The 14,519-nt window shown below is 41.0% G+C and carries 13 protein-coding genes; 9 read left to right on the forward strand and 4 right to left on the reverse strand.

Going from position 1 to position 14,519, the window contains the following annotated elements; translation table 11 throughout:
- The 3 genes from RHS_RS12465 to RHS_RS12475 form a co-directional block, all read left to right on the forward strand.
- Positions 1-2,425, forward strand: a 2,425-nt coding sequence (locus RHS_RS12465; protein ID WP_047833373.1) for a DUF1349 domain-containing protein, incomplete at its 5' end; no start/stop codon positions are given.
- A 336-nt stretch (positions 2,426-2,761) separates the two neighbouring features.
- The gene (locus tag RHS_RS12470; RefSeq protein ID WP_044288894.1) at positions 2,762-3,421 is read left to right on the forward strand and encodes a TetR/AcrR family transcriptional regulator; all 660 of its coding nucleotides are present in this window, start codon (positions 2,762-2,764) and stop codon (positions 3,419-3,421) included.
- Positions 3,422-4,111 carry a M23 family metallopeptidase gene (locus RHS_RS12475; RefSeq protein WP_047833374.1) on the forward strand — a complete coding sequence of 230 codons (690 nt, stop codon included), beginning with the start codon at positions 3,422-3,424 and terminating at the stop codon, positions 4,109-4,111.
- A gap of 17 nt (positions 4,112-4,128) precedes the next feature.
- Here the strand turns inward: RHS_RS12475 and RHS_RS12480 are convergent, their stop codons facing one another.
- From RHS_RS12480 to RHS_RS12490, 3 genes are read right to left on the reverse strand one after another with little or no spacing between them, the layout of a single operon-like run.
- Entirely contained in the window at positions 4,129-5,178 is a 1,050-nt protein-coding gene (locus tag RHS_RS12480; protein WP_047833375.1) for an ABC transporter permease, read from the reverse strand.
- Entirely contained in the window at positions 5,171-6,274 is a 1,104-nt protein-coding gene (locus RHS_RS12485; protein ID WP_047833376.1) for an ABC transporter permease, read from the reverse strand. The genes RHS_RS12480 and RHS_RS12485 overlap by 8 nt, the downstream gene beginning before the upstream one ends.
- Positions 6,271-7,008, reverse strand: a complete 738-nt coding sequence (locus RHS_RS12490) for an ABC transporter ATP-binding protein (protein WP_047833377.1) — start codon at positions 7,006-7,008, stop codon at positions 6,271-6,273. The genes RHS_RS12485 and RHS_RS12490 overlap by 4 nt, the downstream gene beginning before the upstream one ends.
- 226 nt (positions 7,009-7,234) lie before the next feature.
- On the opposite strand from RHS_RS12490, the gene RHS_RS12495 reads away from it, so the two are divergent.
- The 5 genes from RHS_RS12495 to RHS_RS12515 all read left to right on the forward strand — a co-directional run bounded on the left by RHS_RS12495 (position 7,235) and on the right by RHS_RS12515 (position 13,921).
- Entirely contained in the window at positions 7,235-7,783 is a 549-nt protein-coding gene (locus tag RHS_RS12495) for a TetR/AcrR family transcriptional regulator (protein WP_047833378.1), read from the forward strand.
- A 250-nt stretch (positions 7,784-8,033) separates the two neighbouring features.
- On the forward strand, positions 8,034-10,271 hold the full coding sequence (locus RHS_RS12500) for a GGDEF domain-containing protein (RefSeq protein ID WP_330572612.1): 2,238 nt from the start codon (positions 8,034-8,036) through the stop codon (positions 10,269-10,271).
- Positions 10,272-10,283: 12 nt separating this feature from the next.
- Positions 10,284-12,185: an extracellular solute-binding protein gene (locus tag RHS_RS12505; RefSeq protein WP_047833380.1), complete on the forward strand. Its 1,902-nt coding sequence runs from the start codon at positions 10,284-10,286 to the stop codon at positions 12,183-12,185.
- A 145-nt stretch (positions 12,186-12,330) separates the two neighbouring features.
- Positions 12,331-13,599, forward strand: a complete 1,269-nt coding sequence (locus RHS_RS12510; protein WP_027292552.1) for a DNA repair protein — start codon at positions 12,331-12,333, stop codon at positions 13,597-13,599.
- A gap of 1 nt (position 13,600) precedes the next feature.
- Entirely contained in the window at positions 13,601-13,921 is a 321-nt protein-coding gene (locus RHS_RS12515) for a YolD-like family protein (protein WP_027292553.1), read from the forward strand.
- A gap of 82 nt (positions 13,922-14,003) precedes the next feature.
- On the opposite strand, the gene RHS_RS30935 is transcribed toward RHS_RS12515, so the two are convergent.
- Positions 14,004-14,147 (reverse strand): DUF6783 domain-containing protein, encoded by a 144-nt coding sequence (locus RHS_RS30935; RefSeq protein WP_395022241.1) that lies wholly within the window; start codon positions 14,145-14,147, stop codon positions 14,004-14,006.
- A gap of 40 nt (positions 14,148-14,187) precedes the next feature.
- Here RHS_RS30935 and RHS_RS12520 point away from each other — a divergent pair.
- Positions 14,188-14,519 (forward strand): IS5 family transposase (locus tag RHS_RS12520; RefSeq protein ID WP_047833381.1); only part of this gene is annotated, 332 nt, incomplete at its 3' end.

The raw sequence follows: 14,519 nt of genomic DNA on the forward strand, positions 1-14,519 counted from the left end.
TGCCCTATATCCGGAAAATGCGCAGATGAAAGATGTGGTTTATACGGTGGAGGATATCAGGACAGGAGCGGCTTCTGACGCAGCAGCTATCAGCCAGGACGGTCTTCTTACCGCCAAAAAAGCAGGTGCGGTACTTGTGAAGGGAACTGCTTCCAACGGTATATCAGCAGCAAAGCTGGTAGTGATCAGGGAGAATACCAAGGTTCTTTCCAATGCACTTACGATTCTAAATCCGGTAAAAGGAACCTGGGGACTGGATCAGGAGGATCTTTATATATGTCCATCGGGAGCGGGAGATTGGGAGTCAGGCAATGGCGCTACGAATATTGTACTTGCGGAACTGGCTGATTCCAGTCAGGCTGTCATAACTGTAGAAATGGAAGGAAAGACACATCAGGGATACGAAGAAACGGGGCTTGTCTTCTACCGTGATGCAGATAATTATACTGCGATTCAGAGAAAACATGCCAATGGAAATCCAAAGCTGAATGTAATTACAGAAAAAGAAGGAAACCCATCCGAATCAGGGATTGATGATATCTTTGGAGAAATCATATATCTGAAACTGGAAAAAACAGAGTCTGTTATCCGCGGCTATTACAGTACGGACGGCAGCACCTGGAATCTGGTACAGGAAGTGGAAAATACAGGGCTTGATGATTCCTTAAAGGCGGGCATTCTTTGTACCTGCGGTGACGGAACATCGGTTATCCGGTTCCGGGATTTTATGGTAAATGAAGAAGCGGTTCCGTTTGGAGAAGAAGCGGTGATTCAGGAAGTCAGCAGTGTGGAGGCGGCCTATGATGAAAATAGCCGGAGTCTGACTGCAGATTATCTGACAAGTGCAGAAAAAGTAAACGATGTAATCCGCTGGATGGTTTCGGATGCCCCCGATGGTAATTATGAGATTCTGGATGGATATCAGGGAACTGAAATCAGGGTGCCCTACAGTTTGAACGGATTTTACTTTAAACCGGTCGTGATACCAATGCTTTCCAATGGGGCGGCAGGTGTGCCGGTGGTGGCAGCAGAGCCTGTTCAGACAAATATGAAGATACCGGAAGCAGCTTCCAACAGCAATCTGGAGACTGTGTTATGTGAAGAGACGGATTTTAGAGAATTTGATAAAAATCAGAAGTATTATATTGCAGCTGAATATGAGAATAAGGCAGTTCGTTTCCAGGTAGTTCCAACAGAGGGTGCGTCGGTGCAGGTACTTTTAAATGGTAATGAATTAGGCAATATTCAAACAGATACCATAACGGTTCCGCTGCTTAGGGGAATTAATGCGGTTGAGATGTTTGTCACTGCAGAGGACGGCATCACCCAGAGCGTATACCGATACGTAATACTTCACTATGTGGAGAAAGGAAGCGAGGCACCGGATGCAGATCTGACGAGCCTGAATCTGGCAATTTCCATGGCAGAGGCAATGGAAAAGGAACAGGAAGAAAACCAGTGTTATACGGAAGAAACCTGGGCAGCAGTGGCGAAAGCTTTAAATGCAGCAAGAGCGATTCTAAAAGACCCGTCTGTCACTCAGGAGCAGGCAGATGAAGCTTTTATAAATCTGATTACAGCATGCTTTCTTGTAGAAAACGGCCCACAGAAGACAGGCCTGAAGGCAGCCATAGAAGGGACAGAGGCAATTCTTGCAGATACAGCAGGCCTGTCTCAGTACACAGAGGAAAGCGTGGCAGAAGTCAGAAAAGCACTTTTGCAGGCACAGCAGGTATTTGACAGCAATCTTGCAGATCAGGGAACAATCAACGAAGCAACTACAAGACTGCTGACGGCAGTGACATCTATGATGGTAGAAAAAGCAGACACAAGGCTGGATATCCTGATTCAAAAGGCAGAAGAAATATTGAAAATGCAAGATCAGTATACAGCTATAAGCGTACAGAACCTGAAGGATATACTGGCTCAGGCAAAAGAAACAGCAGAAAACAGCCAGGCATCCCCGGAGGAGATGAATACGGCTTATGAAAAACTGGCAGATGCCATGGTATCACTTGTAAGAAAAGGCAACAAAGAAGAATTGAAAAACGCACTGGATAAAGCAAATGAAATCCTTAAAGATGCCAAAAAATATCTCGAAGCCAGTATGGAGGGGCTGTCGGAGATGACTGCAGAAGCGCAGACAGTTTATGATAACCAGAATGCAGATCAGGATATGACAGGAGAAGCCCTTAAGAAGCTGATTATAGAAATCCTGGAGGTACGGCTGTTGGGAGATGTTGATTTAAACGGTGTGGTAGATACGAAAGATGCTGCTAAACTGTTGAAATATAATGCAGAGAAGGAAGAACTGTCAGAGGAACAGCTGCAGATCGCAGACATGAATGGAGATAATCTGGCAGATAGCAGGGATGCGGTCACTATACTTCGGTACGCAGCAGAATTAACAGTTTTTGAACCATAATAAAGCGGGAATCATTGTATTTACGAATGATTTTGCCTTATTGGTAATTAGGATATAACAGATTATAAACCGGGCTTTCTATGATCAAGAATGAATCATAGAAAGCCCGGTTTCTGACTACGTTTGTAAATAAATGTATTATTTAATTATTACCATATACCAAAAAGTTCGTCTATGCATTATTTTTCTAATCTAATAGTCCATAAAGTTTGAATAGATGCCGAAAAATCCATTGACCTGTCAGGTAAAAAGATGTACAATGGCATTAACCTATAAGGTCAATATCATCGCATATATATGAACCTATATAAATGCCAGCAGATGAGGAGGAAATACATGCCAGCCAAATTATCAGATTTAGATACAAGCCGCCGCAATGCTATTTTGAATGCCGCACTAAAAGAATTTGCACTACGGGGATTTGACAACGCTTCAACAAATGTGATTGCGAAGGAAGCCGGATTTTCCAAAGCCTTAATGTTTCATTATATAGGAAGTAAACAAGAACTTTTTCTATTTGTTTTTGACTACTTTTCGGAACTGCTTAATAAAGAATATTACCAGTTAATCAATTATGATGAATTGGATTTATTAAAGAGGCTGCATCAATCTTATTTACTGCAGATTAAATTATTAAAAGAATATCCCTGGATATTTGAATTTAATAAACTTTCTGCGGTTACCAATTCCAGTGAAATAAATAATGAATTAAAGGAGAGAAGCAGCAAGAAGGATGCAGATTGCTATCCAACAATATTTGATACCATAGACAAATCCAAATTCAGACCGGATTTAGAGATCGAAAAAAGTAAACATATAATTTTATGGTCGTGTACTGGATTTGCCAATCAGATGTTAGAAGACATCAGAAATTCCGAGTATTCGCATTTAGACTATACAGCTATGGAAAAAGCATTGGATGATTTATTTACAGAATTGAGGCATGTTTTTTATAAGCCGGAAGCTTATAATCCGGAAGCTCAAATGGAGGTGTAAATGGAAGAACTCATGAAACCAATTGTTGTTGATTTTCCTCTACGGGGTGAATGGTCCGTCCCGAATACGCCGGGGACACGTATTCCCAGCCACGGAACAAATATATTAGGAGCGCGATATGCCTACGACTTTCTTCAGGTGGATTGGATGCAAAAGGGGAATCCCTGTTATAGCGTCACTCCCTTACACTATCTTCTGTCCGGTGTACCTGTGAACAAGTGTTATTGTTATGGAAAGGATATCTATGCTCCATGTGAGGGTACCATTGTAGAAATAGAAGAGCATTGCCTCGAAAGAGAAAAGGCACGATTGTTTTCAGATTTCAAACGTGCCAGAGCTAACAGTAAATTTAATCCTGGGAGCGATGATATAAAAAATTTAACCGGTAATTACATCATTCTGAAACATGGTAATGGTGTCTATGCAGCATTCTGCCATCTGCAACCTGATTCTATCAGAGTGTCAGTCGGGCAAACGGTGAAAAGAGGAGATGTTCTGGGGAACATTGGCCATACTGGAAACTCCATGTTTCCCCATCTGCATTTTCAGCTTATGGACAGTTCTGATATCACCGCTGCAAATGGCCTGCCCTGTTCCTTTGCACAATATGAACTGTTCCATAATGGAAAGTGGGAAAAAATTTATGGGGGTATTCCAAAATCTACGCAGAGAATACGGTTTCCGGGATAAATCCATATAAAAACAATTTAAGACAGGCTTTTATTTAACCGGACGCTTGCTGCAGCAGAGAACACTGCTGATAATAACAGCACGCCAATTAAAGGGAAGAAAGTATCGGATAAGCTGCCGCCGTTTTGCAGGATTTCGATCGCATTTGTTATCCAACGCTGAGGGAAAAGGTTTCCCGCCGTCTGCAGGCTTTCTGGCATTGCATCAAAAGGAAATAGTGCACCTGACAATATGGAAGCCGGCAGCAATACTAGAACACCAAATCGCCATGCAGTATTATCATCATTTGCAAAAGCAGACAGCAGCAGGCCAAAAGCGGTTGTAAATATTCCCAATACACCGAAGATAATTAATATCTGCGCAGGATATTTCATTCCAAAATCGAAGTTGAACAGCTTTGCTGTTATAAAGTAAATGAACGAAAACAATAATAGATGTATAAAAAGAATACTGCCACGCCCGATCAGATATGTGCATAATTTTGTTTTACTGATATAAATTCGGTTTTTTATCCCATTTTTCTTTTCTGAGATGATTAAACCTGCAAGTATGGAAGCTGAACCAATCATTTTAAAAATAACCATCCCCAAAGCGTTTGTTATAGGAACCCCTTTTTCGGATACTTGATTTTGTGATATTGTAAATTGGACTGAATTACCCGAATTATAATTAGCTATGGCTGTATTCAGAATGGTTTCCATATAACCGGATAGTTCAGAATTTTGTGACTTTATAAAACGTATCGGTTTTTCCATGTTCAGATCCATGCCGGATGCATTTTTTTCAATGATAACCGCAAGGTCTATTTTCCCGTTTCGGATATCGTTTTCTACTTCTTTCAGATCAATTTTAAGCGGTTTGACAAAGTCTATATCCTGGATGATTTCTTCTATTTTTGTACCAAATCGGCCTTGATCCTGGTTAATAACAGCAATATTCACTTTAGATTGAAAGGATAAGACAAAAGAAAATAGCAGGAGAATGATAACCGGTGAGACTACGATGCTTGAAAAATATTCTTTATTTCTGGTAAATAACATCCAGGAATTTTTCAATATATTACTCATAAACATAAACCCCCTTTAATTTTTCTTTTCGTCTGATTATTAAATAAATGCAAGCCATGCAAGCTATGACAAGTATACAAACAACAAGAGCTAACAAAAAGTTTTCGTCAATTTTTCCGTCGGACAGAATAATGGCAGAATTTGTTACCCAGTATAAAGGACTGAGTTTACAAAGTAATGACACTGCTTTTATAGTTTCCAAAAAAGACAAAGGAGTAAGTCCTCCTCCTAAAAAGCCAATAAAAATTGACACCATCAAAAGAATATCATTGAGTGTCGTTTTTTTCTTTATGAAAAGTCCGGCTACTGCGCCAAATGATGAACTGAACAATGCCAGCAAAATATATAAGAAAAATATCAGAACAGTTAAATTTCCCCAATCAACGTGCAGGACATAGGTTGAGATGGCATATACGAGGAATATCTGAATGCTCGCCACCGTACAGCCAAGGGCTATTTTACAAAGCAGCATTTTACTGATATTGGCTTTTGAAGTATAGATCCGCTCAAAAGTCTTTGCTTCCTTTTCGGAATAAACACTCTGTCCTACAATCAGGCACAGATATATCATAATAAAACCCAGTTCCGCAAAGGTAAAATAAGTATAAGAATCAATGGTTTTCTGCTGAACTTCTTTTGTCTCAATAAAAGAAGCAGGGGCAATATTTTCAGATGAACGCAAAAGTGTCTGATATGCCGTTCTTAACATCTTGCTTTCTGCTGGCTCATTATATGGAGAGCGGTAATAATAGAAGCCGTCTGATGATATTTTAATCAATGCAATCGCTTCATGCTGATCTACTTCCTGACATCCTTTATCGAAGCTGTCTGTCTCTTTAAATGGAAAATCCATCCCATTTTCAATAGATTCTTTAAATGAGGAAAATTTTTGCCAAAGGTCCGGACTTGTGTTTTTTTCCAGAAAAAATAATACGGTATGCTCTGACGAAGGTTCTGCCCAGGTTGTTCCTATTAGATTTGACATGGCATATCCCATAAGTAAAATGAGAATTACAGGGGCTGCCAGCATGAATAAAATGTTAAACGGTTTACGGAAAAACTGTTTGATTTCTTTTAAATACATTCTGGCTATCATGAATCCCTAAGCTCCTTTCCGGTCAATAATAAGAAAATTTCTTCTAATGATAATTCGTTATCTTTGCTGAACTTATCCTTAACCGCTTGTATCCCGCCGGTTATGATAACTTTCCCGTGGTCTATTATCAGAATTTTATTGCAGATTTCTTCTACCTCTTCCATGTAATGTGAAGTGTAGATCACAGTTGTTCCATTATGGGATAGTTTTCGTATACTGTCTAAAATAAAGTTTCTGGATTGGGGGTCGATACCCACAGTGGGTTCGTCCATGATCAGCAGTTTGGGTTTATGTGCTATTGCACAGGCAATGTTCAGCCTTCGTTTCATACCTCCGGAAAATTTATCTGATCTTTTTTTCTTATGTTCTTCAAGCCCTACTAATTTCAATGCTTCATTTACATGTAGTTTCAGAACTTTCCCTTTTAGCCCATATAGAGAAGCAAAAAAGGACACATTTTCTTCGGCTGATAAGTCCGGATATATAGCTAAATCCTGTGGTACCAGACCAATATTCGCATGCCATTTATCAAAAGTGAAGCCTTCCTCAAACACAATTTTTCCGTTGTCGGGAATAAGCAGACCGGAAATCATATTAATGGTAGTACTCTTTCCTGCTCCGTTTGGGCCGACAAAACCGTATATGTCCCCTTTCCCTATCTGAAAGCTGATGTTATTAACAGCCAGCAGATCGTCATATTTTTTTGTCAGATGAATTGCATTTACGATGTTCATATAGTCCTCCTAATCAGTGCACGTTATTATAAAAAAGTTAGAAATGACTAACTGACGGGTAAAATAGTTGCCGCCTGGTTAAACAGGCAGCAAAATGAAACAACAAATAACGTGGCACACTTGTGCATTTATTTATGCACTAGTATAATACGATTATCAGGGCAATACAATATGATCCCACGAAGTGATACATATTTTTAATTTTGTGCCAATAAGGAGTAGATCGATGAATTTGAAGGAAGAAAACAAAACTAAAAAATGGATTATAGATGCACTATTTGATTTATTGAGGCATAAAGATTATCAGGATATTACAATTTCCCAGATAGTCAATAAAGCCGGATTGGGAAGAAGAACCTTTTACCGCTATTTTAAAACAAAAAACGAAGTGATCGAATATACTACGAAGCTTCTCATGAATGAATTTGCAAATACAATTATAATTAATCATGCAGAAACACAGGAAAGTATTGCGGAATCATATTTTGAGTTCTGGGAAAATCATGTTGATATACTGATGTTAATGAACAAAGCACATCTGCTTTATTTTATAGAAGATCATCTGCTTTCACTTATATATGAGGTTGCCAAAAAAGTGGGACATGTGCCGGACCATCTGGATGAAGAAGAACTGGCGGAATATTACAAAAGATATAAATTTGCTTTTGCAGTGAAACTTGCAGGGTTCTGGAAAGCAACGGTTCTGTGGTCTGAGGAAGAACCACGCAGGTCGCCGGAAGAAATGAGCCGACTTATTAACGATATTTTAAAATAAAAATATGCTCCGGCATGCCTTTTGGGCTGAAAACAGTCTGTGCTTATGTTAATTGCGAATTTTACGACAATTAAGGTATATATAAAGAAATTTTTTTCAAAAAAATTGATTATATATTCACTATACACATATCGACAGATTTTAAAATTGTGTTATAATAATACTATAAAATCAACTGTTCTCATAAAAGAAAGTGGGAGGAAGCAAAATGATCCGGAAGGAAAAGAAAAATCCTTTTTTTAGTTTAAGGATGTATCACAGAGTATTTTTGATATTTTTTATTATATGTATCCTTATTACTATATTTAGCTTTCAATATTACAGTCGGTTATCTTCCACAATACGGGAGGAGAGTGAAGCATATCTCCAGGAGATCTCAAGACGTATAGGAGAAAATGTGGATCGTATTGTTAATGACAATTACGATGTCCTTCATACAATGGCGGCTTCCCTGGAATATGCAGACATCAGTCGAATGGATGAAGCTAAGAAAATGCTGCAGAAGCAAAAGGAAGGCTTGAGCTATGAGAGCATTTTTCTTATCGATACGGATGGCACGGCATATGATTTAAGCAATACACAGACCTTTCTCACACTTGATAAATCGGTTCGGAAGGATCTGCTCAGTGGAAAGGACTCGATGTCAACCACTCAGATAATCCAAAATAAGGAGTACATACTGTTTTCCGTTCCACTGGACAACATGAGCATTGACGGTAAAAACATAGTTGCACTGGCTGTGAGCTACGCTCCGTCTTCTTTTGACCAGGTGCTGTCAATGTCATCATTCAACGATCAGGCATATTCCCAGATTGTAACCATGAAGGGGGCTGTTGTGGTACGTTCATCTTCCACTTATGCCTTTAAGAGCGGATACAATATCTTTTCTACCCTGGAAGGATTAATCATCGGGGAAAAGGAACTGGACGATGTGATGCAGGAAATGTCTGTCAATGCATCCGGGCAGATCCGTTTTAAATTGGATGGTCAGGAGACTTATATGGTCTATACTCCGGTAGCTCCGGATGACTGGTACCTGCTTTCCTTTGTTCCGGTAGAGGTTGTAAACGAAAAGTCAAATTTACTGCTGCAATCTACGCTGATTATATGTGGATTGATCACCATTACTTTTGCCGGACTGGCGGCGGCACTGGTGTATATTTTTAACAATCATAAACGCAAGCTGGAACAGATTGCTTATGTGGATGATATAACCGGTGGACATACGATACAGCGTTTTTATGAGTTGGCAGAGGAGCTGCTTACTTCGGATCATAATATGCAATATGCACTGGTTTACACCAATATTGTCAAGTTCAAAGTGCTTAATGATGAAATTGGACGTATTAACTGTGATGCCATTTTGCGGTTTTTTAGCGAATTTATGAACAAAAAGATATCGGAAAGAGAGTGTATGGGAAGGCAGTCAGCAGATAATTTCTGTATACTAATGGAGTTTTCCAATGAATCGGAATTACTGGAGAAATTCGGCAGATGGCACACAGAAGCGGAGCAGAATGTTCTGGATATGAATGTGGCATGGAGCCTGCCGATTATGGAATTTGGCATTTATGTGATTGAGAACAGTACTCTGACATTCCCGCAAATGATTGACAGGGCAAAGCTGGCTTTACGTGAAACACACCGTACAGTTGACAGTAAGCTGCGATGTGCTTTTTATGACGATGGGGTGCGACGTCAGCTTCTCCGTGAAAAGCAGCTGGAAGACAGAATGGAAACAGCGCTTAACAACGGAGAGTTTGTGGTATTTTTACAACCCAAGTACCGGTTGCCGGAGGAACGAATTGGCGGTGCGGAGGCTCTTGTCCGCTGGAAGAGTGTCACGGAGGGTATGATATATCCGGATGAGTTTATTCCACTCTTTGAAAAAAACGGTTTTATCATCCAACTGGATTTATTTGTGTTTGAAACGGTTTGCCGCACATTACGCAGATGGATTGATCAGGGAATGGCACAGGTAAGAATATCAGTGAACTGTTCCCGTCTGCATTTCAGAGATAACAATTTCCTTTTTGAATACATCCGGATCGCCGATAAGTATAACATGGATAGGTCACTGATTGAAATTGAGGTAACAGAAAGTATGGTGCTGGAAAATAGCAGCCGTCTGATTCATATTATCCGGAATATTAAGGCAGCAGGATTTGAATGCTCAATGGACGACTTTGGCAGCGGATATTCTTCACTGAATCTGATACAGACGATTCCGGTTGATGTACTTAAACTGGATAAAATATTTTTCCATGGAGAAGGTGTTGATTTGAGCCGCACAGAGGCTGTGGTAACAAATATTATAAGCATGGCAAAAGCGTTGTCAATGGAAACAGTTGCCGAAGGCGTGGAAGAACGGGAGCAGGTAGACATGCTCAAACGCGCGGGCTGCGACTACATACAGGGGTACGTTTTTGCAAGGCCAATGGATATCCCAGCGTTTGAAAAATTAGTGACAGATAACGTTTCTTGTTAAGAGGGGGAACTGATGAGAGTGCTTAAACGATCTGAGAAGATTCAGAGGCAAGTGTTAATGATCATAATTATGATGACACTTCTGCTATGTTTGCCGGGCTGTGGGGCAAAGGTTTCGGACAATGAAGATATTTTAACCCAGAAGGCTATCGCTAAGGGAAAGACACCAATAACAGTTCTGGTTAAGTATGCATTTTCCATTAATGAGTTTGAAAAGGCGGTAGAGGAAAAGTTTCCTGAAATTGATATCGTACAGGTTGGAAATTTTACACGTAATATGGGAATAGAGGAATATGCTGCACGCTTGGAACATGACGATCTTCCGGATATCGTCATGACCTGGCCTTTAGATGTGGGCAAGGAGTATTGGAGTGACCGGCTGCTGGATCTTTCCGGAATGGAATTCTCCAGCCGCTATAATACATCCATGTTAAATGATATTTCCACAGATGGAAAGCTCTATTATCTGCCCGGACCGGCTCAGGTAAGGGGGATTGTATATAATAAAACGCTGTTTCAGGAAAATGGCTGGGAAATACCCGAGGACTTTGAAGGCTTTCTGAAATTGTGTCAGACAATTGAAGCCAGTGGTATCCGTTCCATTCAATTGGGATTTGAGAATCCCGAAGTACTGGCTACTGCTTTTACGGGCTACAATTTTGGCAGTTACTTTAGCCGTCCACAGGATTTGGAATGGATGGATGATTACAATCAGGGAAAAGGCAGCTTCGGCAAGCACTTTGACGGGGCACTGGATGTGTTCCGGCAAATGATAGATGCCGGTGTATGGAAATCGTCTGATTTGGATATTAATTATTCGGAACGGGAGAAGATGCTTTTTACCCGTCAATGTGCAATGGTGGAGGATTCATCATTGATGGCAAAAATGGGATATGAACAAACCGGTACTACGGATGAATTTGCCCTTATGCCATTTTTTAATCCCGGTAGTAATAATGACTGGGCACGTCTCTATATGGTATGTTATATTGGGCTCAACAAGCATCTGGCAGAGTCGGACAACAAGGAGAAATATGAACTTGTTATGGAGCTGATGAATTATATATCTACAGTTGAAGGCCAGCAGACACTTGCGGCGGATACAGGCGCGATGTTCTCAAGCCTGATTGATGCAGCACCGCCGGATGTTCCTGAAATAGAAGAGCTGCTTCCGGCATTGAACCAGGGCCGCTATGCAGTATTTCCTACATTGGAGAATGCCCAGGATGCATTGCAGGAAGGTCTTGCCGGGATGTTGGAGGGGAAGCTTAGCAAGGCAGAGGTTATCAGCATGGTAGATGAACAGAATCTGTCACCGCCGGCGGCGGAGCCTTCAAAGGTACTGGGCAAAGCAAGCGAGAGTTTTACACTGACAGACACAGGCAGCTTTGTGGCTGATGCCATGCGTGCCTGGGGAGACTGTGAACTGGCACTTATTCTTGACAATGGCAAGGATGGATGCTACAACGGCAAGGGTATCAGCGGACGGATATATGCCGGGGATATTACTGCTGCAGATATAGACCGCATTATGCCGGATTTAAAAGCCAACGATAGTGGAGCATTATGGAAGGCATCCATAAGTGGTGAGGATTTACGGAAAGTACTTGAATATTCTGTGAGTGTGGAGAATAACCAGACCGGATGGTTTTATTATTTTTCCGGACTGAAAATAGAATTTGACCCTACGGCAGAGCCTGGCAGCAGAGTGAAAAAAATCACTGCGGCGGATGGGAAGGCAATTGATACTGCGCGCAGTTACACAATTGCTGTTACGGAAGGCTCCGTACCGGAAGAGTGTCTGCAAAATTGTTCAAAGACGGATATCTTATCATATGATATTGTAACTAAGGCGGTTACATCAGCAGGTACCATTACTCCGGCTAAAGATGGACGATTCATCGTGTATCAATAAAATGGAATTAAAAGATAAACAGGAATAGTGATTATGAAAATAGTTGCAGCAAGTAGTCCTGCCAGGTTAAATGGCAGGGCTTTTGCGTGCAGATGGATGAATATTCTGACACGGTCCGGATTAAAATAAGAGTGAGGTGAAATGGATGTCACAAAATAAAATCTATGTCTGTATTGATTTGAAATCATTCTACGCTTCGGTGGAGTGCGTAGAGCGCGGTCTTGATCCAATGACAACCAATCTTGTAGTAGCGGATCCGGAACGGACAGAGAAGACAATATGTCTGGCTGTTTCACCGTCCATGAAGGAGCAGGGGGTTCCGGGCAGATGCAGGGTATTCCAGATTCCGGCACATATAGATTATATAATGGCACCGCCCAGAATGCAGTTATATATGGAATATTCCGCAGAAATCTATGCCATCTATCTGAAATATATAGCAAAAGAAGATATCCATGTCTACTCGATTGATGAAGTATTTATGGACGTAACGGACTATTTAGCCATGTATCAGATGACGTCAAAAGAACTGAGTATGCAAATCATGAAGGATATCCTTGATACTACAGGAATTACGGCAACCTGTGGGATTGGAACAAACCTGTATCTTGCGAAGATTGCCCTTGATATAACGGCAAAACACGTGGAAGACCATATTGGTATTCTGGATGAAGAAGCTTACCGGAAGACGTTGAGCAGCCATAAGCCGCTCACAGATTTCTGGAGGGTAGGTGCAGGAATTGCAAAACGGCTGGAACGGATGGGCATATATACGATGAAGCAGGTTGCGGCAGCAGATGAGTCGATGCTGTACAAGCTGTTTGGTATTGATGCGGAATTACTGATTGATCATGCCTGGGGAAGAGAAACGACTACAATGGCAGATATCAAAGCATATAAGTCCAAGTCAAATTCCATATCCAGCGGTCAGGTATTGGGCTGCGATTATGACTATGAAAAAGGAAAGCTTATCGTAAAAGAAATGGCGGATTTACTCTGTCTGGAATTGGTGGATAAAGGTCTTGTTACGGATTCCATTACCCTCTATGTGGGCTATTCTAACCGCATTGAGAAGAAATCGTCACATGGGACAACATCCATGACCGTGACCACCAGCTCCGCAAAGCAGATCATCGCCTATACACAGAGGCTGTATGAAAAGATCGTGGACAGGCACACTCCTGTGCACAGAGTATATTTAACTTTTAATAACGTTGTGGATGAGATGTATCAGCAGTATGATTTATTTACGGATCCTGCAGAGCTGGAAAGGGAACATAAGATGCAGAAAGCAATGCTGGATATCAAAGAGAAGTTCGGAAAAAATGCAATTCTAAAGGGAATGAACCTGCAGGAAGGGGCAACTACAATGGAGCGGAACCGCCAGATAGGAGGGCATAAAAGTGGTGTCTAAAATGACCAGAGAAGAACGGGCAAAACAGTTTATGCCGTTCGCTGCATTAAAAGGGTATCCGGAAGTTTTACGGAAGAAAGAAAAAATTGTGGTCCCGAAGATTGAACTATTAGAAGAATATCAGGAAGAACTGAGCCGGAAACTTCGCCAGGTGCAGAAAAATGATATTGTAACAGTCGTATATTTCTGTAAAAATGAATACCTGAAGTTGACGGGTATGGTGTCCAGAATAGATGATACTGCAAGAATCCTGAAGATTGTGAATACTAAGATATCTTTTGAGGATTTGTATGATATTGTGGAGATGCGAAGGGAGAGATAGGTGCTGGTACTAGAGCGTGTTTGAAAATTCATTCCTGTACATCTGCACGCCCCTACTTTGACGGCAAGTATTTGCCCCGAATTCAGGTTACGTAGCCCGCTACGCGCCCTTCATCCGGGACAAATCTCCCACAAACTGTGACGCACAGCTGCCAGAAAGCAATTTTAAAACACGACTCTAGAGCGTGTTTTAAAATTAAAAGTTGCACAAAACAAATGTTTTGCATCCCCGTTTTATGGTAAAATAAAGAAAAAGGGGTGTTTTATATGTTGAGACGATATGAATTAACAGATGATGAATGGAATCATATAGTAACTTTACTTCCTCCTGAAAACACAGGAAAACCAGGTCGTCCCTCAAAAGAAAACCGTACCATGCTTAATGCAATGATTTGGCTGGCGCGAAGCGGAGCCCCATGGCGTGATCTTCCTGAGCGTTATGGGCCATGGGAAAGTGTATACAGCCGTTTTCGTAAGTGGATTGATGCTGGCGTACTGGATAATATTTTTCGCGTTCTAAGCCTTGAAGCCGCATTGGAAGAACTTTCGTTAGATGCATCTATCGTTCAGGCGCACCAACATAGTGCAGGTGCAAAAAA

The sequence above is a fragment of the Robinsoniella sp. RHS genome (assembly GCF_001029355.1).
In the GTDB taxonomy this organism is placed as follows: Bacteria; Bacillota; Clostridia; order Lachnospirales; family Lachnospiraceae; genus Robinsoniella; species Robinsoniella peoriensis.